The 20,646-nt window shown below is 69.6% G+C and carries 20 protein-coding genes; 13 read left to right on the top strand and 7 right to left on the bottom strand.

Annotated features, from left to right (window positions below; genetic code table 11):
• The first annotated feature begins 3 nt into the window (after positions 1–3).
• The 8 genes from folP (at position 4) to lysS (ending at position 6,956) form a co-directional block, all read left to right on the top strand.
• Positions 4–816: a dihydropteroate synthase gene (gene folP, locus AVP41_RS11185; RefSeq protein ID WP_067164351.1), complete on the top strand. Its 813-nt coding sequence runs from the start codon at positions 4–6 to the stop codon at positions 814–816.
• The gene (gene folB / locus AVP41_RS11180; RefSeq protein ID WP_067164349.1) at positions 813–1,184 is read left to right on the top strand and encodes a dihydroneopterin aldolase; all 372 of its coding nucleotides are present in this window, start codon (positions 813–815) and stop codon (positions 1,182–1,184) included. Before folP ends, folB begins: the two co-directional genes overlap by 4 nt.
• On the top strand, positions 1,181–1,732 hold the full coding sequence (folK, locus tag AVP41_RS11175) for a 2-amino-4-hydroxy-6-hydroxymethyldihydropteridine diphosphokinase (RefSeq protein ID WP_067164347.1): 552 nt from the start codon (positions 1,181–1,183) through the stop codon (positions 1,730–1,732). Before folB ends, folK begins: the two co-directional genes overlap by 4 nt.
• Positions 1,729–2,232, top strand: coding sequence for a DUF3180 family protein (locus AVP41_RS11170; RefSeq protein WP_067164345.1), 504 nt, complete (start codon positions 1,729–1,731; stop codon positions 2,230–2,232). Before folK ends, AVP41_RS11170 begins: the two co-directional genes overlap by 4 nt.
• Positions 2,168–2,800, top strand: a complete 633-nt coding sequence (locus AVP41_RS11165; protein WP_082829166.1) for a PH domain-containing protein — start codon at positions 2,168–2,170, stop codon at positions 2,798–2,800. The genes AVP41_RS11170 and AVP41_RS11165 overlap by 65 nt, the downstream gene beginning before the upstream one ends.
• Positions 2,797–4,629, top strand: coding sequence for a PH domain-containing protein (locus tag AVP41_RS11160; protein WP_331709387.1), 1,833 nt, complete (start codon positions 2,797–2,799; stop codon positions 4,627–4,629). The genes AVP41_RS11165 and AVP41_RS11160 overlap by 4 nt, the downstream gene beginning before the upstream one ends.
• Positions 4,629–5,312: a DUF2520 domain-containing protein gene (locus tag AVP41_RS11155; protein ID WP_067164343.1), complete on the top strand. Its 684-nt coding sequence runs from the start codon at positions 4,629–4,631 to the stop codon at positions 5,310–5,312. Before AVP41_RS11160 ends, AVP41_RS11155 begins: the two co-directional genes overlap by 1 nt.
• A gap of 84 nt (positions 5,313–5,396) precedes the next feature.
• On the top strand, positions 5,397–6,956 hold the full coding sequence (gene lysS / locus AVP41_RS11150) for a lysine--tRNA ligase (protein ID WP_067164342.1): 1,560 nt from the start codon (positions 5,397–5,399) through the stop codon (positions 6,954–6,956).
• Positions 6,957–6,982: 26 nt separating this feature from the next.
• On the opposite strand, the gene AVP41_RS11145 is transcribed toward lysS, so the two are convergent.
• Entirely contained in the window at positions 6,983–8,194 is a 1,212-nt protein-coding gene (locus AVP41_RS11145) for a DUF4192 family protein (RefSeq protein WP_067164340.1), read from the bottom strand.
• 152 nt (positions 8,195–8,346) lie between these two features.
• Here AVP41_RS11145 and AVP41_RS11140 point away from each other — a divergent pair, with 152 nt between their 5' ends.
• From AVP41_RS11140 to AVP41_RS11130, 3 genes are all read left to right on the top strand, one after another.
• Complete coding sequence (locus AVP41_RS11140) at positions 8,347–8,541, top strand: hypothetical protein (protein WP_331709386.1); 195 nt, start codon at positions 8,347–8,349, stop codon at positions 8,539–8,541.
• A 93-nt stretch (positions 8,542–8,634) separates the two neighbouring features.
• Positions 8,635–10,104 carry a cardiolipin synthase gene (gene cls / locus AVP41_RS11135; RefSeq protein ID WP_197464319.1) on the top strand — a complete coding sequence of 490 codons (1,470 nt, stop codon included), beginning with the start codon at positions 8,635–8,637 and terminating at the stop codon, positions 10,102–10,104.
• 66 nt (positions 10,105–10,170) lie between these two features.
• Entirely contained in the window at positions 10,171–10,905 is a 735-nt protein-coding gene (locus tag AVP41_RS11130) for a hypothetical protein (RefSeq protein WP_067164339.1), read from the top strand.
• A 48-nt stretch (positions 10,906–10,953) separates the two neighbouring features.
• Here the strand turns inward: AVP41_RS11130 and AVP41_RS11125 are convergent, their stop codons facing one another.
• From AVP41_RS11125 to AVP41_RS11115, 3 genes are read right to left on the bottom strand one after another with little or no spacing between them, the layout of a single operon-like run.
• A complete protein-coding gene (locus tag AVP41_RS11125) occupies positions 10,954–11,184 on the bottom strand; it encodes a helix-turn-helix domain-containing protein (protein WP_067164338.1) in 231 nt (76 codons plus the stop codon).
• Positions 11,181–11,939: a hypothetical protein gene (locus AVP41_RS11120; protein WP_067165840.1), complete on the bottom strand. Its 759-nt coding sequence runs from the start codon at positions 11,937–11,939 to the stop codon at positions 11,181–11,183. The genes AVP41_RS11125 and AVP41_RS11120 overlap by 4 nt, the downstream gene beginning before the upstream one ends.
• Positions 11,940–11,944: 5 nt before the next feature.
• Positions 11,945–12,553, bottom strand: a complete 609-nt coding sequence (locus tag AVP41_RS11115; protein ID WP_157532463.1) for a hypothetical protein — start codon at positions 12,551–12,553, stop codon at positions 11,945–11,947.
• Positions 12,554–12,769: 216 nt separating this feature from the next.
• Between AVP41_RS11115 and AVP41_RS11110 the strand changes: the two genes are divergently transcribed.
• Positions 12,770–15,295 carry an ATP-dependent Clp protease ATP-binding subunit gene (locus AVP41_RS11110; RefSeq protein WP_067164334.1) on the top strand — a complete coding sequence of 842 codons (2,526 nt, stop codon included), beginning with the start codon at positions 12,770–12,772 and terminating at the stop codon, positions 15,293–15,295.
• Between the two features lie 67 nt (positions 15,296–15,362).
• Here AVP41_RS11110 and AVP41_RS16670 read toward each other — a convergent pair whose 3' ends face one another.
• The 3 genes from AVP41_RS16670 to AVP41_RS11095 all read right to left on the bottom strand — a co-directional run bounded on the left by AVP41_RS16670 (position 15,363) and on the right by AVP41_RS11095 (position 19,909).
• On the bottom strand, positions 15,363–16,424 hold the full coding sequence (locus tag AVP41_RS16670; protein WP_157532462.1) for an amidase domain-containing protein: 1,062 nt from the start codon (positions 16,422–16,424) through the stop codon (positions 15,363–15,365).
• Between the two features lie 87 nt (positions 16,425–16,511).
• A complete protein-coding gene (locus AVP41_RS11100; RefSeq protein ID WP_067164330.1) occupies positions 16,512–17,390 on the bottom strand; it encodes a transglutaminase family protein in 879 nt (292 codons plus the stop codon).
• Positions 17,387–19,909, bottom strand: coding sequence for a circularly permuted type 2 ATP-grasp protein (locus tag AVP41_RS11095; RefSeq protein WP_067164328.1), 2,523 nt, complete (start codon positions 19,907–19,909; stop codon positions 17,387–17,389). Before AVP41_RS11095 ends, AVP41_RS11100 begins: the two co-directional genes overlap by 4 nt.
• Positions 19,910–20,087: 178 nt before the next feature.
• On the opposite strand from AVP41_RS11095, the gene AVP41_RS11090 reads away from it, so the two are divergent.
• Positions 20,088–20,600, top strand: a complete 513-nt coding sequence (locus AVP41_RS11090) for an amino-acid N-acetyltransferase (protein WP_067164326.1) — start codon at positions 20,088–20,090, stop codon at positions 20,598–20,600.
• The last annotated feature ends 46 nt before the right edge of the window (positions 20,601–20,646 follow it).

Here is a 20,646-nt window from a genome sequence, read left to right as displayed (position 1 = left end):
GTCATGACCCTCGTGATGGGGATCGTCAACGTCACCCCCGATTCGTTCAGCGATGGGGGGCGCCACCTCGATCCGGAGGCGGCGATCGCTCACGGCCGCGACCTGCGCGCCGCGGGAGCCGACATCCTCGATATCGGAGGCGAGTCGACGCGACCGGGCGCCCAGCGGGTGGATCCTGCCGTCGAGCGCGAGCGCGTGCTTCCCGTCGTGGCGGCGCTCGCCGGAGACGGGATCCCCGTGAGCATCGACACGATGAACGCCGCGACCGCCGTCGCCGCCGTCGAAGCCGGGGCGCTGTTCGTGAACGACGTCTCGGGCGGACTCGCCGACCCCGAGATGCTGGCGGCAGTCGCTGCGCTGCGCTGCGACGTCATCCTGCAGCACTGGCGCGGGCACTCCGCGGACATGTATGCCGCAGCCGAGTACCGCGACCTCCCGCGCGAGCTGGTGGTCGAGTTGGAGGCGCGTGTCGCCGCCGCCGCGGCCGCGGGGATCCCGCCGGCGCGGATCGTGTTGGATCCCGGGATCGGGTTCGGCAAGCGCGGCGCACAGAACTGGGAGGCGTTGCGGGCGCTCGATCGCGTGTGTGCGATGGGCCCGCGCGTGCTCGTGGGGACCAGTCGCAAGCGGTTCCTTGCGGAGGCTCTCGCGGGCGGCGAAGCGTCGGACAGTGTCGATGAGCGGCGGCGGGACCTCGCGACCGCCGTCACCAGCGTCCTCGCAGCGCAGGCAGGGGTGTGGGCCGTGCGGGTGCACGATGTCGGAGCGACCCGCGACGCGCTCACGGTGTGGCGCAGGTGGGAGGACGGACGATGACCGACCGGATCTCGATCACAGGCATCCGCGCGATCGGATACCACGGTGTCTACGGTCACGAGCGGCGCGACGGCCAGGAGTTCGTCGCCGACGTCGTGCTCGAGCTCTCTCTCCGGCGCGCGGCGGCCTCGGACGATGTCGCCGATACCGTCCATTACGGGGAGGTGGCCGAACGCGTGGCAGCGGTGCTCTCTGGAGAGCCCGCCAACCTCGTGGAGACCGTCGCCCAGCGCATCGCCGACGCGGTGCTCGGCTTCGCGAGAGTCGACGCCGTGACCGTCACCGTCCACAAGCCGCAGGCGCCGATCGCGGTGCCCTTCGGCGACGTCGCGATCACCATCCGCCGGAGCCGGGAGGACCAGGAATGAACCGACGACTCGCGCAAGGCTTCGACGGCGATGCCGCTGCCTCAGACGCGGCGGCGACGGAGGCGGTGATCGCCCTGGGCGCGAACCTGGGGGATCGGTCGCAGACGTTGGGTGCGGCCCTCGTCGATCTCGACCGGACCCCTCTGACCCGCGTGAGGCTGGCCGCGGAGCCGATCGAGACCGTCGCGTTGACCCCGGAGGGTCGCGATTCGTCGGCGCCGTCCTACCTCAACACGGTGGCGATCGTGGAGACGCGACTCGCTCCGACCGTGCTTCTGGGGTATCTGCATGCCATCGAGGAGCGCCACGGCCGTGCCCCGCGCGTGGCCGGAGCAGCACGCTGGCAAGACCGCACGCTGGATCTGGACCTCATCGCCTACGGCGATCTGCGCATCGACACCCCCCTGCTCACGGTGCCGCACCCTCGCGCCGCCGAGCGTGACTTCGTGCTCCTTCCATGGGCATCGATCGATCCGGACGCCGTGCTCCCCGGTCGCGGTGCGGTCGCCGATCTGATCCGTGCGCTCGGACAGGAGGGCGCGGGATGAAGCGGACGAGTCCGGGCCTTCTCGCTGTCGTCGGGGTGGCGGGAGCGGCCGCCGGCTTCCTCCTCGACCAGATCCTCACGGCCACGGGTCGACCGACGTTCACGCCGTCGCTCATGCTGCCCGTCCTCCTCGTCCTGCTCGGAGTGGTGGTGGTGGCGCTCGCGCTGCCCATCCGCCGAGCCACGACCGGGACGAACACGCGCCCGGTGGACCCTTTCCGCGCGCTGCGCGTCGTCATGTTGGCCCGCGCCTCCAGCATCGTCGGGGCGGCGGTCGCCGGAGCCGGTGGTGGCCTGGTGCTCTTTCTGGTCTCGCGGCCGGTGGCGCCCTCGTTAGGCTCGATGAGTGCGGCCATCGCCGCGGCGATCGGTGGTGTGCTGCTGGTGGCCGCCGGCCTCGTGGCCGAGCACCTCTGCACGATTCGGAAGGACGATGATGACGACCAGCCCGAACCCGAAGAACCCGACGAACCCGATTTCGGACTCTCCCATCGAGACTGACGGTGTCGTGCACGTCGCCGCTCCGAGCGGCCGCGACGAGGTGATGGATGCCGGCACGTTCACGCGGATCCCCGAACCTCGGAACACGAACCGTCTCCCGCTGGGCGACGGAACGTGGCATCAGGTCTCGCCGAAGTACGTCGTGGTGCAGTTCATCTCCGGCGCCTTGTTCCTCGCTCTCGTCGTGGTGGCAGGGCTCGTGCTCTGGTTCGGGTTCGAGCAGGAATGGGTCTGGATCCCCGGGGCCGTCGCCGTCGTCATCACCCTCGTTTCCCTCATCGTGCTTCCGCGACAGGCGCGGTCGATCGGCTTCCAGCTTCGGACCGATGATCTCGTGTTCCGTCGCGGGATCCTGTGGCAGCGCATGGTGGCGGTGCCGTACGGGCGCATGCAGCTCGTCGACATCACTCACGGCCCTCTCGATCGAGGGTTCGGGATCGCGCAGCTCAAGCTCGTGACGGCAGCCGCCGCGACCGGCGTCACGATCCCGGGTCTCTCGCAGGCGGCCGCGGAACGACTGCGCGACACGCTCATCGACGTCGCTGAGACCCGACGGACCGGGCTGTGAGCGACCAGCCGCACGCCTTCCCGCCGCCCGCGCCGGGGTCGCAGGTCGGCCCCCCGCCGCTGGACGACGGTGGGGGTTTGCCGGCGGGCGATGGCGGACCGATCCGTCCGGCCGCCGTCGCCGAGGTCCGCTCGCCGCTCAGCGACGGGGAATGGCACCGTCTCCACCCGCTCACCCCGCTCCTGCGAGGCGGGCTGTTCCTCGTGGTCGTGATCGGCATCATCGTGGCCAACCTCCGTGATCGCCTGATCAACCTCTTCCTGCCGGGTGCCGACGAGTTCGATTACGAGTACACCGGCGACCCGATCGATTTCGTCGTCGCGAACAACCTGGTCTTGTGGGCCGCGCTCGCGGTTCTCGGTGTCGTGCTGGTGTTGATCGGGATCTTCTGGATGTCGTGGCGGTTTCACACGTTTCGCATCACCGGCGATGACGTGGAGGTGCGCAGTGGCGTCCTGTTCCGGACGCATCGACGCGCACCGTTGGACCGGGTGCAGGGGGTCAACCTCACCCGACCGATGATCGCGCGACTGCTCGGCATGGCCAAGCTCGAGGTCGTCGGGGCCGGACTCGACTCGAACGTGAAGCTCGAGTACCTTTCGACGTCGAACTCGGAGGCCGTGCGTGGCGACATCCTGCGTCTCGCGTCGGGGCGCCAGCTGGCCGAGGCGCAGGCCCGCCAGGAAGGATCTGCCCGGTCGCGGGCCACAGCCGTGGTCACCGCGGGGATCACGGGACTGATCGAGGGGGCGGAGGGGCCCGACGCGGAGCCGGAGTCGGTCGTCCACATTCCGGCCGGGCGCCTGATCGGCTCGCACGTGCTGTCGGGATCGACGATCTGGCTGCTGGCGCTGCTCACCGCGGTGATCGTCGGCTCGATCGTCGGCACGCCGTGGGTGCTGTTCTCGATCGTGCCGGCGATGATCGGTTTCGGCGCGTACTGGTTCCGTCAGATCACGCGATCGCTGCGCTACTCGATCGCCCCGACGCCGTCGGGCGTGCGCGTGACGTTCGGTCTGTTCACGACCATCACCGAGACGCTCCCGCCGGGACGCATCCACGCCGTCGAGATCGCGCAGCCGCTCCTCTGGCGTTCGGTGGGATGGTTCCGGATCAGGGTGAACCGACTCTCGGGCAGGTCGGCGACGGACTCGTCGTCGCAGCAGTCCGCGGAAGTGCTCCCGGTGGGCACGCGCGCCGACGTCGAACGCGTCATGCGCCTCCTCCTGCCGTCTCTCCCCGCTGACGCGTGGCCGGACGTGTTCGACCGCGGGATTCTCGGGCCGACCGCCGAGGACCCCTACACGACGACTCCGCGTCGCGCGCGGGTGTTCCGCCCCCTGTCGTGGCGGAGGAACGGCTTCCTGCTGACGCCCGACGCACTGCTGCTGCGCAGCGGCGTCTTCCGTCGCGCGCTCGTCCTCCTTCCGTTGGCGCGGCTGCAATCGATCAGGATCTCCCAGGGGCCCGTGGACCGTGCCCTCAACGTCGCGAACCTCACGGGCCACACCGTGCTCGGCCAGGTGTCGGGATCTCTCGGGATCCTCGACCGCGCCGCGGCCGTGGCGGTTTGGGAGCAGACGGCGCACGGCATCGTGGAGGCGTCGTCTCGCGACCGATCCCATCGGTGGAGCGAGGTCAGCCCGGAGGAGGCTCAGCGCACCCCCGAGGAGTATCACTCCGACCCCGACACGGTGGCGGTCGCCGCCTCCGCGCCGCCACCGGCGACCATCACGACAGAGGTCGTGCACGATTCGCCGGAGCCCGCGGGATTCGGATCTCCCGACGTGCCTCCGCGCAACAACGGTGCCGAGGAGACCCGCCCGTGATGCGATCCGGTCGTCTCGGCGTCGGGGTGATCGGCGCCGGTCGTGTCGGGCCGGTGATCGCGGCGGCACTGGCGGGAGCCGGACATGCGATCACCGGCATCACGCGCGGCTCCGACCCCGAGCGGGTCGAGGCCGTGCTGCCTGGCGTCCCCACCCTCGACGCCGACGAGGTCGCGCGGCGCAGTGAGTTGGTCATCGTCGCGGTTCCTCGCGACGAGCTCGGCCCGATCGTCGCTGGTCTCGCCGAGGTCGGAGCCTGGCAGATGGGGCAGCTCGTGCTCCACACGGACCCGTCGTACGGCATCGAGGTCTTGGCGCCCGCGATGGGACGCGGGGCCATCCCGCTGGCGGTGCATCCCGCCATCACCTTTACAGGGACATCGATCGACCTTCGCCAGTTGCATGATGCCTACGCCGCCGTGACCGCGCCGCCGGCGGTGCTGCCGATCGCTCAGGCACTCGCCGTGGAGCTCGGCTGCGAGCCCATCGTGGTCGCGGAGGCCGACCGGGCGGCTTACGGCGAAGCGATCGCCACCGCCACGGAGTTCTCGGCGGCCCTGTTGCGCCAGTCTGCCGGACTGCTCGCCGAGGCCGGTGTCCCCGATCCTGCTCGTTACCTCTCGGTGCTCGTCCACTCCACGATCGACTCCGCGCTGCAGGCGCTCCCGTCGTCGGAAGGGTGACCGCTGCCTCCGGAAGGACCCGCCCCGCGGGGCGGGCGCCGGAGCCGCGGATAGTATGGAGGGTCGATTCCCGAGGAGCCTGACATGACCGCCGCGCCCGAGCCCACCGCTCCCCACGCCGACGCACCCACCGGCGGTGCGTCGGCGGAGGAGCCGTCTGCGGAAGACGTCTTCGAGCAGAAGGCGGTGCGTCTCGCCAAGCGTGAACGTCTGCTCGCCGAGCGAACGGACGCCGCCGGGGGGCCGTACCCCGTGAGCGTCCCCGTCACGGCGACGATCGCCGAACTGCGTGAACGATTCGACGAGCTCGAAGCCGGTGAGGAGACGGGAGTCGTCGTGTCCGTCGCGGGCCGAGTCGTCTTCAGCCGCAACACCGGAAAGCTCTGTTTCGCGTCGCTCCAGGCCGGAGACGGCAGCCGTATCCAGGCCATGGTCTCCCTCGCCGAGGTGGGCGAGGAATCGCTCCAGGACTGGAAGGAGCTCGTCGACCTCGGTGACCATGTGTCGGTCACCGGCCAGGTGATCTCCAGCCGACGAGGCGAGCTGTCGATCATGGTGTCGACCTGGACGGTCGCCTCCAAGGCGCTGCTGCCGCTGCCCAATCTGTACACCGAGCTCAGCGAGGAGAGCCGGGTGCGGTCGCGCTTCCTCGACCTCATCGTCCGAGACCTCGCTCGGGAGACGGTCGTCGCCCGGGCGAAGGTCAATGCGAGCCTGCGCCGCACCTTCACCGAGCATGGGTTCCTCGAAGTGGAGACGCCGATGCTGCAGGTGCAGCACGGGGGAGCCGCCGCGCGGCCGTTCGTCACTCACTCCAATGCGTTCGACGCAGAGCTGTTCTTGCGCATCGCGCCCGAGCTGTTCCTCAAGCGCGCCGTCGTCGGCGGAATCGATCGGGTGTTCGAGATCAACCGCAACTTCCGGAACGAAGGCGCCGACTCGACGCACAGCCCGGAGTTCGCGATGCTCGAGGCCTACCAGGCCTACAGCGACTACAACGGCATCGCCGATCTGACGCAGGAGCTCGTGCAGAACGCGGCGACCGCGGTGGCCGGCTCGACGACGGTGACGTGGGCCGACGGCACGGAGTACGACCTGGGCGGTCAGTGGGATCGCATCTCGATGTACGGATCTCTGTCGGAGGCCGCGAGTCGGGAGATCACCCCCGAGACGCCGCTCGCCGAGCTGCAGGCGCTGGCTGCGGACGTGGGCGTCGAGGTTCCCGAGAAGATTGCCACCCACGGCAAGCTCGTGGAAGAGCTGTGGGAGCACTTCGTCAAGGGCGGTCTGCAGCGCCCGACCTTCGTCATGGACTTTCCTCTCGACACCAGTCCCCTCGTTCGGGAGCACCGCACGATCGCGGGCGTGGTGGAGAAGTGGGATCTCTACGTGCGTGGGTTCGAATTGGCGACGGGCTACTCGGAGCTCGTGGATCCTGTCATCCAGCGGGAGCGGTTCGTCGCGCAAGCCGCCCTCGCGGCGCGCGGAGATGACGAGGCCATGCGCGTCGACGAGGAGTTCCTGCGGGCCCTCGAACACGGCATGCCGCCCACCGGTGGAATGGGGATGGGGATCGACCGCCTCATGATGGCGATCACAGGTCTCGGGATCCGGGAGACGATCCTGTTCCCCCTCGTCAAGTAACCCCACTCGCGGCGGACACCGGTGCATCAGCCGACCCCGCCGCGCCGGAAGGCCCAGTCGGGCAGGTGGGTCGTGGCGACGAACGATCGCACGATGTCCGCCAGGCCGTGGTCGGCGTCGAGGGAGAGCGCGGCGTCGGCGTACAGCCCCGCATGCGTGGAGCCTCCGAGGGCCCACGACAGCCAGGCGCAGACGGCGAGAGCCCCCACTCGTCGGCCATCGAAGGACAGTGCCGCGACGTGACGGCACAGCTCGCGTGCTCGCAAGAGCCGGTCGGGGTCGGGCCGGATGCCCTCTCCCCAGAGGATCGCGGCGAGTTCCGCTGGATACTCCTCGCCACCCTCCCACCGCCGCTGCGCCTCCATCGCGATCTCTCCTCCGGCGATGTCGCTGGCCCACTGCACGACGGCGACGTCACGAAGCGCCGGGCGGGCAAGGCACCATCCGATCACCGCCGCTGACGACGGGGTGAGGGTGGCCGGGTCCCAGCGAAGCGCACGCTCGAAGAGCGCGGGGAGGTCATCGAGGAGACAGGCGGCCTCGAGAGCTGCCGGGTCGACGCGAGTCCCGCGCTCCGTGCCGGACGGGATGCCGCACAGCACCTCGAGGGCCGCCGCGAGCGAGACGTGAGCGTCGTCCACCGCCCTGCGCTCGCCCGAGGTGTATCGAGGCAGCTCCGAACCGGTGGTCTGATCGCCCGTGACGGGATCCAGAGTCGCCGGGCCTGCATCCGTGGCCCCGGGCGACCGCCCCCAGCCGGCGACGGAGGGGAGCGTGACCAGATCGGACAAGGAAGACAGGCGCGGCACCGGGTCGAGGTAGGAACCCCATCCGTTCGCGCCGACCATCAGCTGCTCGACCACCCGGAGCCCGCTGGCGTCGGCGGCGCGACGCAGCGCCGTGGCGAGAGCCGCGTGCGGGAGGCAGGTGCCGCCGCAACGGTCCGTGTAGACGACCGACGCGAAGCCGTCGGCCCCGGTCACGCGGCATACCATGCCGATGATGGTCGCCGCGAGGCAGTCGAGGGTCGCCCCTTCGTCCGCGACGCGATCGCAGCCCGCCGGTTCGCCGGCGTCGACCTCGTCGGACGACTCGGGCAGGTCAATGCGCATCGCCCCCAGGCTCCGGGCTCCCCCCATCGGCACGACGACGACGCTGCGGCGGGGGAGATAGCCGAGCATGCGGGGGACGAGGGAGAGGAACTGCGCGGCGTCGGCGGCTTTCACGATCGTTGTCATCCCCCGAGCGTGCCGACCTCGTGGACGGGAGCCGCCGTCATCCACAGGGGAGCGCGGCTGTCGCGAGGCGACCGGCGCGGGGGAGGAGGGGATGGCCGCGCATCCGTTGGGCGAGCGGGCGATTGCCGCCCCGTGACGCGTACGATGGACTCATGCTGAACGACTACTGGGCTGCCGTGGTGTGGTCGCTCGCGCCCACCGTGGTCGTGCTGGGGCTGTTCATCTTCGTGCTGCGGTCGATCCTTCGAATGGACCGTTCCGAGCGCCGCGTGTACTCCCAGATCGAGGCGGAAGAACGGGCCAGGCGGGGGATGGTCTCCGGAATCGGTGACGAACCCGCCTCCTGATCGGGGCGCGGGGCCGCGTGAGCGGTGTGCATCCCGTTCGCGATGTCGGAGCACCCGATACGCTGAGGCCATCGGAACCCTGGGAGCGCGCCCGTGCTGAGCATCACCATCGACTGGACGTGGACCTGGTGGGTCCCGCTGGTGCTGCTCATCGACATCATCATCCGCATCCTGGCGATCATCATCGTCCCGCGGAACCGCCGCCCCACGGCAGCGATGGCGTGGCTGCTCGCGATCTACTTCATCCCCTTCATCGGGGTGCTGCTGTTCCTCCTGATCGGCAACCCGCGGCTGCCCCGCAAACGGCGGAAGAAACAGCGCGAGATCAACGACTACATCCGGGAGACCAGTCGTGGGCTCGACTTCGGCACGCTCCGACCGAACGCTCCCGAGTGGTTCCGATCGCTCGTGCGCCTCAATCGCAACCTCGGCGCTCTTCCGCTGTCCGGGGACAACGGCGCGACCTTGATCTCGGGCTACCAGGAGAGCCTCGACGCGATGGCTGCGGCGATCCGTGAGGCGACCTCCTACGTCCACGTCGAGTTCTACATCCTGCAGGCCGACGCCTCCACAGACGGCTTCTTCCGGGCGTTGGAGGAGGTCGCGGCGCGCGGGGTCACCGTCCGCGTGCTGATGGACCACTGGGCCAACCGCAACAAGCCCTTCTACAAGGAGACCGTGCGGCGGCTCGACGCGATGGGGGCGCTCTGGCACGTGATGCTCCCCGTGCAGCCACTGAAGGGGAAGTACCAGCGCCCCGATCTTCGCAATCACCGCAAGCTCCTGGTGATCGACGGCGTGGTCGCCTTCACGGGGTCGCAGAACGTGACCGACTCGACGTACAACCTCCGCAAGAACATCAAGCGCGGCTTGCACTGGGTGGACATGATGGCGCGGATCGACGGGCCCGTCGTCGCCTCGATCAATGCCGTCTTCCTGAGCGACTGGTTCAGCGAGACCGACCAGATCGTCGAGGGCATCGAACTGTTCACCGTGCATCAGGGCTCCGGCGACCTGGACTGCCAGGTCATCCCGTCGGGGCCGGGGTTCGAGTTCCAGAACAACCTCAAGCTGTTCATGGGCCTGCTGTTCGCCGCGCAGCACAAGATCATCATCGTCAGCCCCTACTTCGTCCCCGACGAGGGGCTGCTCACGGCGATCCAGACCGCATGCCAGCGAGGCATCCACGTGGAGCTGTTCGTCTCCGAAGAAGGTGACCAGGCCATGGTCTACCACGCGCAGCGCAGCTACTACGAGGCGCTGCTGCGGGCGGGCGTGCGGATCTGGATGTACAAGCGGCCCTACATCCTCCACTCGAAGTCGATGTCGATCGACGACGAGGTGGCGGTGATCGGGTCCAGCAACATGGACATGCGCTCGTTCGGCCTCAACCTGGAGATGTCCATGCTCGTGCGCGGCGAGGAGTTCGTCTCCCAGCTGCGCGAGGTGGAGGACCAGTACCGCGCCGACTCCCGCGAGCTGACGCTGGAGGAATGGAAGCAGCAGCCTCTGCGATCGACCGTTCTCGATAACCTCGCGCGCCTGACCTCCGCCCTCCAGTGAGACGATTCCGTCTTCCGTGACACTGATCCACTGACAGCCCCGTCCGGCCGTGTCGAAAGGACCCCGATGCCCCTCCGTCGTCTTCCCGCACTGAGCGGGATCCTCTTGGCTGCCGTCCTGCTGAGCGGGTGCGCATCCGCCGCGCAACCGGGAGGTTCGGAACCGGGGGGTTCGAATCCGGGAAGCGGCGGCTCGCCGTCTGTGGCGCCGCCGGCCGATGGCGACGGACTCGATGTCGGCGCGGCCTGGCTCTCGGGCGGCTCGGCGATCGCTGTCGTCACGCCGGGGAGCTCCTCTCCCGCCTGCGCACCGCTGGTGGACGAGGTCGTCCTCGACCAGGGAGTGCTGGTGGTGTCGTTGAGCACGGATCCCGCTGCGGCCTGCACGCGCGATCTCGTGCCGCGCGGGACGCTCGTGGGCCTCCCCGGCGGGGTGGACCCGGCGAAGGGGCTTCCCGTGCAGGTCACGCTCGACGACTCCTTCGGTGAGGCCGAGCTCGCCCCGTACGCGGGCGCGCCCGTCGAGGAGTACTCGCCGTCGGCGGGGTGGGTCGACGACGGCGTGCTCGCGTTGCTGACGTGGGGATCGTCGTCGTGTGCCCCGGTCGTGGAGTCGGCGCGCGCCGAGTCGCCGACCGAGGTCGTGGTGACCTTCGCGAAGGTCACCGCCGATCAGCCGTGCACGATGGACATGGCGCCGCGGGTGGCCGTCGCGACGGTCGAGGGAGAGGTCTCCCGGGACGCCACCCTCTCGTTCGTGGGAGGCGACCGGTTCGGGGGCGGCTCGATCGCCATCGGCTGAGGCTGACGACACCGGTCGCGCCCATCGGCGCGGACCAGGGGCTCGCCCTCAGTCCGCCCGGACCAGGAGGTCGCCCACTTCGCAGTCGAGGGCGCGGCAGATCGCCGACAGGGTCGAGTAGCGGATCGCCCGGGCGCGGTCGTTCTTGAGGATCGACAGGTTCACCACAGACACCCCGACGATCTCCGACAGACGCGTGAGGGTCATGCCGCGCGCGGCCAGCAACTCATCGAGGCGGCAGTGGATGCCGGTGATCTCCTCGTCGTCGGCGGGGCTCACACGAGCCCCTCGGTGTCGCGCTGCATTCCCGAGCCGTACCGGAAGACCGCGGCCAGCGCCGCCAGCCCCAGGCCCGCGCCGAGGGGCCAGAACGGGATCGTGATATCGAGACCCGGCTTCGGCCACCATGCGTCGATGCCGTCCTCGATCCCCGCGATCTCGTCATAGCGACCGCTGTGCCACTGCAGTGCTTCCACCGCCGCGGCGCTTCCGGCGAGATCACCGAGCACCTGCGCCGCGGTACCGCCGATGAGAACGACGAGAGCGGTGATGAAGGCGACCCGCGCCAACACGGGGGCGAAGGGGCGTCCCCGGCGCAGCTGGAAGCAGGCGATCGCGATGAGGCCCGCGACGGCCCCGGGGATGAGCCATCCCAATGCCTGGGACACCGTCCACCCGACCTGGGGCCAGACGCTGAGGTCTTCCAGGAGGAGTGTTGCCGACGTGAACCCGCCACCGCTGATCGTTGCCGGCATTCCCTCCAGCAGGGTCCCGGCGGGAAGCTGCGGCCAGAACTCCTGGACGGGTACGGTGATGTTCACCTGCGGTTGAAGGTTGGCGGCCACCGAGAGCGCGGCCCCGATCACGCTGAAACCGGCCCAGACGGCCGCGGCGGTGAGGGTGGCCGCCACCACGCTCGAATCGGTCGCGGCGTCAGGGTGCCGACGCGACCGCGCGATGGCCACCGTCACGCCGATCAGGGCGGCGAGGACGAACAGGGCTACGGGGAGCCAGGTGGCAAGGAACGCGCTCATGCCGATCACACCAACCCTTCGGTGTCGCGTTGCAGGCGGTGTCCGGCGCGGAAGGCGTAGGCCAGGGCCATGATCCCGAAGCCGATCAGGAGGGGAAGGGGAGCGAGCTCGAACTGGACGAGCGCGAGTCCTCCGGTGGCTTCCTGCAGCTCGCCCGCGGCCATCATCTGCCCGAGGCCGCCGAGGCCTTGGGACAGGAGGCTGCCGAAGGTGATCGCACAACCGGTGACGAGGACCGCGGTCTGGGCAGCGCGGGGGAACGGACGGCCCTGCGCGACCTGCCAGAGGAGGTAGCCGAAGCTGAGGGTGACCGCGGCGATCATGAGGGCGCCGAACACCTCCCCCGCGGCGATGAGCCACAACGTGCCCGCCCCCAGGCGGTCGGCCACGACGACCAGACCGTCGCCGTGGGCCGAGACGATGCCCGGACCGGCTTCGACGGGGATGTCGGCGAGCAGCCGTACCGTCTGACCGTCGGGCGATGCGATGCGCGAGATCGCGGAGATCAGTCCCATTGCGGCCAGTACGGCGCCGGCGAGTGTGCCGATCACGAGGATGACCAGGATCGTGACCCGATCGGCGCGGTGGGGAGCAGTCGATGTCTCGGAACTCACATCAGCCTCCATATCGAGAATCGTTATTATCGAAAAACGATATGTAGATGATGGCGGCCTGTCAAGACAGACGTTTCCCACCCGCCCTCGCCCCCACCCGCCGGACGGTGCGAGGGATGGCTGTCACGCCGACGGCGAACACGGGCATACCCGCCCCTCGCGGTCGTTATCGTCATTCGTAAGCGCCAGAAGACTCGGCGCGTGGAGGAGTGGACGATGTTCGAGAGATTCACGGACCGTGCCCGTCGCGTGGTTGTGCTCGCCCAAGAAGAGGCGAAGATGCTCAACCACAACTACATCGGGACGGAGCACATCCTGCTCGGTCTCATCCACGAGGGTGAGGGTGTCGCCGCAAAGGCGCTCGAGAGCCTCGGGATTTCGCTCGATGCCGTCCGCGAGCAGGTGCAGGACATCATCGGGCAGGGCCAACAGCAGCCGACGGGACACATCCCGTTCACGCCGCGCGCCAAGAAGGTGCTCGAGCTGTCTCTGCGCGAAGCGCTCCAGCTCGGCCACAACTACATCGGCACGGAGCACATCCTCCTCGGCCTGATCCGTGAGGGCGAGGGCGTCGCCGCTCAGGTGCTCGTCAAGCTCGGCGCCGACCTCAACAAGGTGCGCCAGCAGGTCATTCAGCTCCTCAGCGGCTACCAGGGCAAGGAGCCCGCGGGTGTCGCCGCCGGTGCGGGCGAGCAGAACCAGCCAGCCGCCCAGGGCGGTTCGGCCGTGCTCGACCAGTTCGGACGCAACCTCACCCAGGCTGCGCGCGACAACAAGCTCGACCCGGTGATCGGCCGGGAGAAGGAGATCGAGCGGGTCATGCAGATCCTCTCGCGCCGCTCCAAGAACAACCCCGTCCTGATCGGCGAGCCCGGTGTCGGCAAGACCGCCGTCGTCGAGGGCCTGGCCCAGGCGATCGTCAAGGGAGATGTTCCCGAGACGCTCAAGGACAAGCAGGTCTACTCGCTCGACCTCGGCTCGCTCATCGCCGGATCCCGCTACCGTGGCGACTTCGAGGAACGGCTGAAGAAGGTCACCAAGGAGATCCGCACCCGCGGCGACATCATCGTCTTCATCGATGAGATCCACACCCTCGTGGGTGCCGGTGCGGCCGAGGGCGCGATCGACGCGGCGTCGATCCTGAAGCCCCTTCTCGCCCGCGGCGAACTCCAGACGATCGGTGCCACGACGCTCGACGAATACCGCAAGCACTTCGAGAAGGACGCCGCGCTCGAGCGCCGGTTCCAGCCCATCCAGGTCGCGGAGCCGTCGCTGCCCCACGCGATCAACATCCTCAAGGGCCTGCGCGACCGCTACGAGGCGCACCACAAGGTCCAGATCACCGACGGCGCGATCGTCGCGGCGGCGAACCTCGCCGATCGCTACATCTCCGACCGCTTCCTGCCGGACAAGGCGATCGACCTGATCGACGAAGCAGGCGCCCGCCTGCGCCTGTCGATCCTGTCGAGCCCGCCCGAGCTGCGGGAGTTCGACGAGAAGATCGCCCGCGTCCGCGAGGACAAGGAGCGCGCCAGTGAGGACCAGGACTTCGAGAAGGCCGCTGCCCTCCGCGACGAGGAGAAGAGCCTCCTCGCGGAGCGCCTGCGCCTCGAGAAGCAGTGGCGCTCGGGCGACGTCGCCTCCCACGCCGTGGTCGACGAGGGTCTGATCGCCGAGGTCCTCGCCCAGGCGACCGGCATCCCGGTGTTCAAGCTCACCGAGGAGGAGACCAGCCGTCTCATGTTCATGGAGAAGGCGTTGCACCAGCGCGTCATCGGCCAGGAAGAGGCGATCGCTGCGCTGTCCAAGACCATCCGGCGTCAGCGTGCCGGTCTGAAGGACCCCAAGCGTCCGTCGGGCTCGTTCATCTTCGCCGGCCCCACCGGTGTCGGAAAGACCGAGCTGGCCAAGGCGCTCGCCGAGTTCCTGTTCGACGACGAGGGTGCGCTGATCTCGCTCGACATGAGCGAGTTCGGTGAGAAGCACACCGTGTCGCGACTGTTCGGTGCCCCTCCCGGCTTCGTCGGGTTCGAAGAGGGTGGCCAGCTCACCGAGAAGGTGCGTCGCAAGCCGTTCTCGGTGGTCCTGTTCGACGAGATCGAAAAGGCCCACCCCGACATCTTCAACTCGCTGCTGCAGATCCTCGAAGAGGGTCGCCTGACCGACGGTCAGGGCCGCGTGGTCGACTTCAAGAACACCGTCATCATCATGACGACCAACCTGGGCTCGTCGGCGATCGCCGGTGGTCCGGTCGGGTTCCAGGTCGAGGGCAACGCGCAGACCAGCTACGAGCGGATGAAGGGGAAGGTCGACGAGGAGCTGAAGCGTCACTTCAAGCCCGAGTTCCTCAACCGTGTCGACGACGTCATCGTCTTCCCGCAGCTGAGCAAGGCCGAGCTGCGCCAGATCGTGGGGCTGTTCACCAAGCGACTGAGCGAGCGTCTGCTCGACCGCGACATGACCGTGGAGCTCTCCGATTCCGCCAAGGACAAGCTGATCGAGATCGGCTTCGACCCGACACTGGGTGCCCGTCCGTTGCGTCGCGCCATGCAGCGCGAGGTCGAGGACCGCCTCAGCGAGCAGATCCTCCACGGCGAGCTCAACAGCGGCGACCACGTGAAGGTCGACGTCCACGACGGTCGGTTCACCTTCGAGAGCGCACCGCGCGGCGAGAAGGTCGCGATCGGTGTGGGAGTGGCCGGGGAGATCCCGGCGACCCCGGACATCGTCGCCGGCAGCTGACACGACACAGCGAGCACGAGGGGCGGGCACCGACAGGGTGTCCGCCCCTCGTCGTCACTACCGCGCGTCAGGGGATGTGGTAGATCCGCACCGTCGAGTCGGTGTGCTCGGTGTAGAGGGCTTCCCGGAGCTCGCGGTACTTGCCGTCGTGATTGTGGCTGACGAACGACACCACGGGTCCATCGGCGGTGTACTCCACCTTCGAGACCGTCATGGTGTGGTCGTAGCCCACGCCGGTCTCACCCCAGTCGAAGAGTCCGATGTCGCCCACCCGGACACGGTCGAGGTCGTCCTGGGTGGAGAAGGACAGGCCGAGCGAATCGAAGTAGGAGGCCATGGCGGCGGTCGCGATCCACGGTTTCGATGCCGTCCACATCCCGCCGTGCGAGTACCAGCGGTCGTCGATCTTCCAACCCCGGGCGAGGAGCCCCTGGCTCGCGAAGTTGGTGCAATCGCCCCCGTACGGGTTGTAGTCGCCCCACGTGTCGCTGTTGTAGTCGAAGACGTACGTCATCAGGTAGTCGAGCTGGGCGTCGACGTCGCCGCCGGTCGGCTGCGTGTTCGTGGCGGCCGAGTCGGCGATGAGGTCGGCGCGGAAGGCCTTCGCATCGTCGATCACCGCGTCGCGGGCGGCGCGCCAGGCGGTCACGGCGTCAGGGAGATCCGCCGTCTCGGCCGTGGTCACGGTGTCGCGGGCCGACACGAGTGCCGCCTCCGTCGTGTGTGCGGCGTCGGAGTAGTCGGCGAGCGTCCGGTCGGTCTGTGCGGCGATCTCGGCCCGGAAGTCGTCGAGGGCTCCCGTGAGAGCCGTCGTCCCCGCCGCGCCGCCGCTGAGGGTGGCGCCGACGAGCGTGCGGGCGAGCTCTCCGGCCCGCGGTGCGCCGCCTGCGGCCGTGATCGTGGCGGTCACGTCGCCCGCGAGGGCCGCGAACTCTGCGCGGTCCGGGGCCTCGCTCCCGGCCGTGGCCTCGGTGCCGCGTGCGGGCTCACCCGGATGGAGGAGCGCCATCGTGCCGGCGATGGCGCCACCGACGACGACGAGGGCCACGACAGATGCCGTCAGGCGTCGACGTGCCAGCTGTCGGCGGCGGCGCGCGCGGCGGCTCGCGCGCAGTTCGGGGGTGGGCACTCGTGACACTGTAGTGCGGGCCGCTGAGAGGACGCCGCTCACCTCGTCCCGCCGCCGTCACCGTGGCGCGCAGCGGGCGGGGGAATGTCAGAGCGGCGCCACGTCGACCGACACGCGCAGAGTCGAGGTCTTGGCCTTCGTATAGATGATGCCGGTCACCGGTGCGACATCGCCGTAGTCCCGCCCCCATGCCACCGTGACGTAGCGATCCCCGGCCCATTGATCATTGGTGGGATCGATCGCGAGCCATTCGTCGGTACCGGGGAGCCAGACGGCCACCCACGCATGCGACGCATCCGCGCCGAACACCCGTTCCTTCCCCGGGGGCGGCTGCGTGGCGAGATACCCGGAGACGTAACGCGCGGCAACACCGTGCCCGCGCAGGCATGCCAGGGTGACGTGGGCGAAGTCCTGACAGACACCGGCCCGCGCCTTCATCGCGTCGGCGACGGTGCTCGTGACGGTGGTCGCCGTGGCGTCGTAGTCGAAGTCGCGGAAGATGCGGTGCATGAGGTCGGTCACCGCCTCGCCCAGGGGGCGGCCAGGAGTAAGCGACGCGCGGGCGTACTCCGTGGCCTCGGCGTCGTGACGGGCGCGCGGAGACTCCAGAGCGAACTCCGTCGCCCTCCAGGCGCCCTCGGTCGCCGGGTGGGCGAGAGGCCGCGCCGCCTCCCAGGGCATCGCCAGCGCGTCGGGGTCGTACGCCGGCTCCTCGACTGCGACCTCGCTCGTCGACTCGATCGTGAGCGCCGAATGCGGTTCGGTCACGTGGAAGTAGGTGGAGGAGTTGCCGAAGTAGTCCCGATCTGGAGAGAGGTCCCCGGGAACGGGGTCCACCGTGACGCCGGCCGACTCGACGTGCTGCCACGCCAGCTCGCGCGGGAGGAGGTGGAACTGGCCCACCGAGTCCTGTACCGGCTTCGCATAGCTGTACGCGGTGCGATGCCACACGCGATACCGCTTCATGCGCGAGCCTCCATCAGCTCGATGAGGGAGAGCTCGGAGAGGGGGACGGGCGGCGGACCGCTCTCGAAGTGGACGTCGTCGATCGCGCGGCTGAGCTTCTCCAACTGCACGATGACGTCGTCGAGATAGGCCGCCAACTGCGGACGCCGTCCACCCACGACGCCGGACAGCTCGGTGAGGTCGACGCCCGCCAGTTCGCTCTCGATCTGGTCGAGCAGCCGCTCCGGCCGCGTGGAGCCGGTCGACCCCGGGAGGCGCCCGAGGTGGTGCCGCACCTCGGCGAGGGCGAAGCGGAGCGACCGCGGGTTGTCCGCGTCGCGCAGGAGCAGGTCCAGCACGTCGGACGTCCGGGTCGACCCGCGGTAGCGCCGGCGGTACGTGACGACGCTCTCGGAAGCGAGGAGGAGAGCCTCGAGCACCTCGCGATCACTGCGGAGGTCGCGCCGCTCGGTGGCCACGACGCTGAGCATCTGACACACCTGCAGGCCTCGCTCCAGGTGGCGTCCGGCCTCGATCATGTGCCAGCCGGCGTCGCGCACCATGTTGGCCGTCACGCCGTACAGCGAGAGCATGGCGGCGAGCATCCGGCCGGCGGACTCCGCCGTGCGGTGCGGGTGCGGTGAACTGCGCAGCGCGCGGGACGCTCTGTCGATGTTCGAGAACACCCGCCACGTGTCTCCGGAGAGCTGGTCACGCACGCCCTCCATCGCTTCCCGCAACCTCGAGATGGAGTGCGCCGCGGCGCCGGGCCTGCCCACATCCAGGAGGAGGGAGCGGAAATCTGCCTCGGGATCGTCGGGGTGCCGCGTTCCCGCCAGACGATCGAGGACGACCAGCAGCACCCGCGCCGTGCGGTCGGCACCGGCCGCGATGCCGGGTTGGTCGAACGCCGCCTGCGCGGCCAGCAGCAGCCGGAGGAGATCCTCGGTGCGTTCCGCGTAGCGTCCGGTCCAGTAGAGGTCGGAGAGGGCGCGCGGCGACAGTGCCGGGATCGTCGGCACGGTCTCCAGCGGCGCGACCTCGGGGAGCCCCTGGTCGGCATCGGTGTCCGCCGACTTGAGAACCCAGACGTCCTTCGTGATCGGGGCGGCATCGGCGCTCTCGCGCACCGTGGCGAGACCCCCCACGAGCGGACGGTAGGTCGAGCCGTGGCGGAGGGTGAACGCGCGGAGCGTCAGCGGCTGAGCAGCGACGGACGCCGCCCCCCACGCGGGAGCCTGCGACAGTGTCAGCACGTCCTGCACCGCGAACCGGTGCGGCGCGGCGTCGATGCGCTCCAGCAGCTCCGGAGGGGTGAGACCGGCCAGGGACCGGCGGGACTCGTCGATGGGACGGACGAGGAGCGACGGGTCACCCCCGGCGAGACGAGGTCGTACCTCGGCCAGGGAGTCGGGATCTCCGCACCACCAGGTGGACACCGACGGCATGCGCAGCTGCTCGCCGAGGAGGTGCTCGCTCGCGGCCGGAAGATAGGGGAGCAGAGCCGCATTCTCCAGCACGCCGGACCCGAGGCCATTGACCACGCGTACCCGGCCGCGGCGCACCGCTTCGGCGAGGCCGGCGACCCCCAGACGCGATCCCGCGCGCAGCTCGAGTGGATCGCACCACTGCGCATCGACGCGGCGGAGGATGACATCGATGCGCTCGGTGGGTCGGGCGGCCGGCCAGCCGGACGGCTTCATCCACACCCAGCCGTCGAAGACGACGAGGTCGCTGCCCTGCACCAGCGGAAATCCGAGGGCCCCGGCGAGGAAGGCCTGATCGAAGGCGGTCTCGGAGAGCGTGCCCGGCGTGAGCAGCACGATCCGTGGGTCTGGCGCCGCCGTGGTCGCCGATGACAGGAGCGCCGCGCGCACGGCCGCGAGGTACGGCTCGAAGCGGTGCAGGTCGCCCTCCTGGTAGAGGTCGGGGAGTACCTGGGAGACGACGCGTCGGTTCTCGGCGGCGAAGCCGAGACCGGAGGGCGCCTGCACGCGGTCGGCGAGGACGTGCCACTCTCCCGCGGCGGATCGCCCGAGGTCGGTCGCCGTCAGGAGCAGGGGATGCGGGTCCGCGGCGCGCGGCCGGGCCACGGCACGGACGAACCCGGAGTGGCCGACAACCGCGCCGGCCGGGACCACTCTGTCGCGAAGGAGGGTCTGTGGGCCGCAGAGGTCGACGAGAACCGCGTTGAGGAGCTCCGCTCGTTGAGCGAGAGCGACCTCCACCCGTGCCCAGGACACCGCATCGACGACGAGCGGGATCGGATCGAGCCGCCACGGCTGGGGACCGGAGTCGCCGCGGCTGTAAGAGACGCCGTCGTCGGCGAGGAACCGGGTGATCTCACCGTCGACGCGCGCGAGGTCGCGATCTGTCAGAGCCAGGGCACGCGTCGCGAGCGACTTCCACGCCGGACGCAGGTCCCCGGTCTCGTCGACCACCTCGTCGTAGCGCCCCGAGGATCCGGAGCCGGGCGGCGCGTCGTCGAAGGGCAGCGTCGGCTGCGCCACCGCCGCGGCGTAGTCACGCAGCACACTCACGCTCGTCCCCTCCCGATCTCCCAGCGTAGGGGGCACGAGGGGTGGTGTCGGCGCGCATGACGTCGGCCGGTCTCGGCGGCGCGTGGCTATGCGGGGCTGTGCTGGGTCGTGCCGGGGGACAGACGGGTCGGCGCGTTGCACGACGGTGCGAGACGCGGCGGCGCAATACAGTGGTGCGGTGACCACAGCGTCTCTCGAGTACACGGTGCGCGCCGCGCGGACCTCCGACGTCCGCGGCATCCTCGACCTCCTCGAGCCGTGGGTGCAGCGACGGATCCTGCTCGGCAAGGAGCGCGTCACGCTCTACGAGTCCGTCCAGGAGTTCGTGGTGGCCGAGCACGACGGCGTTCTCATCGGCTGCGGCGCGCTGCACGTGATGTGGGAGGACCTCGGCGAGATCCGGACCCTGATCGTGGACGAAGGGTGGCTCCACCGCGGCGTCGGCGGAGCGATCGTCGCGCAGCTGGAACAGCACGCCCGTGAGCTGGGGCTGCAGCGCCTGTTCTGCCTGACCTTCGAGGTGGAGTTCTTCTCCCGGCGGGGCTTCGTCGCGATCGGCGAGCAGATCGTCGACGCCGACGTGTACTCGCAACTGTTGCGAAGCCCCGACGAGGGTGTGGCGGAGTTCCTCGACCTCGCGCACGTCAAGCCCAACACGCTCGGCAACACCCGCATGCTCAAGACCCTGTGATCCTCCTGCGCGACCGGCTGCGGTCGCGCGTCACGTCGGAGCTTCG

The sequence above is a fragment of the Microbacterium sp. TNHR37B genome (assembly GCF_001620065.1).
Lineage (GTDB): Bacteria > Actinomycetota > Actinomycetes > Actinomycetales > Microbacteriaceae > Microbacterium.
This window is presented reverse-complemented; position numbering and strand designations above follow the sequence as displayed.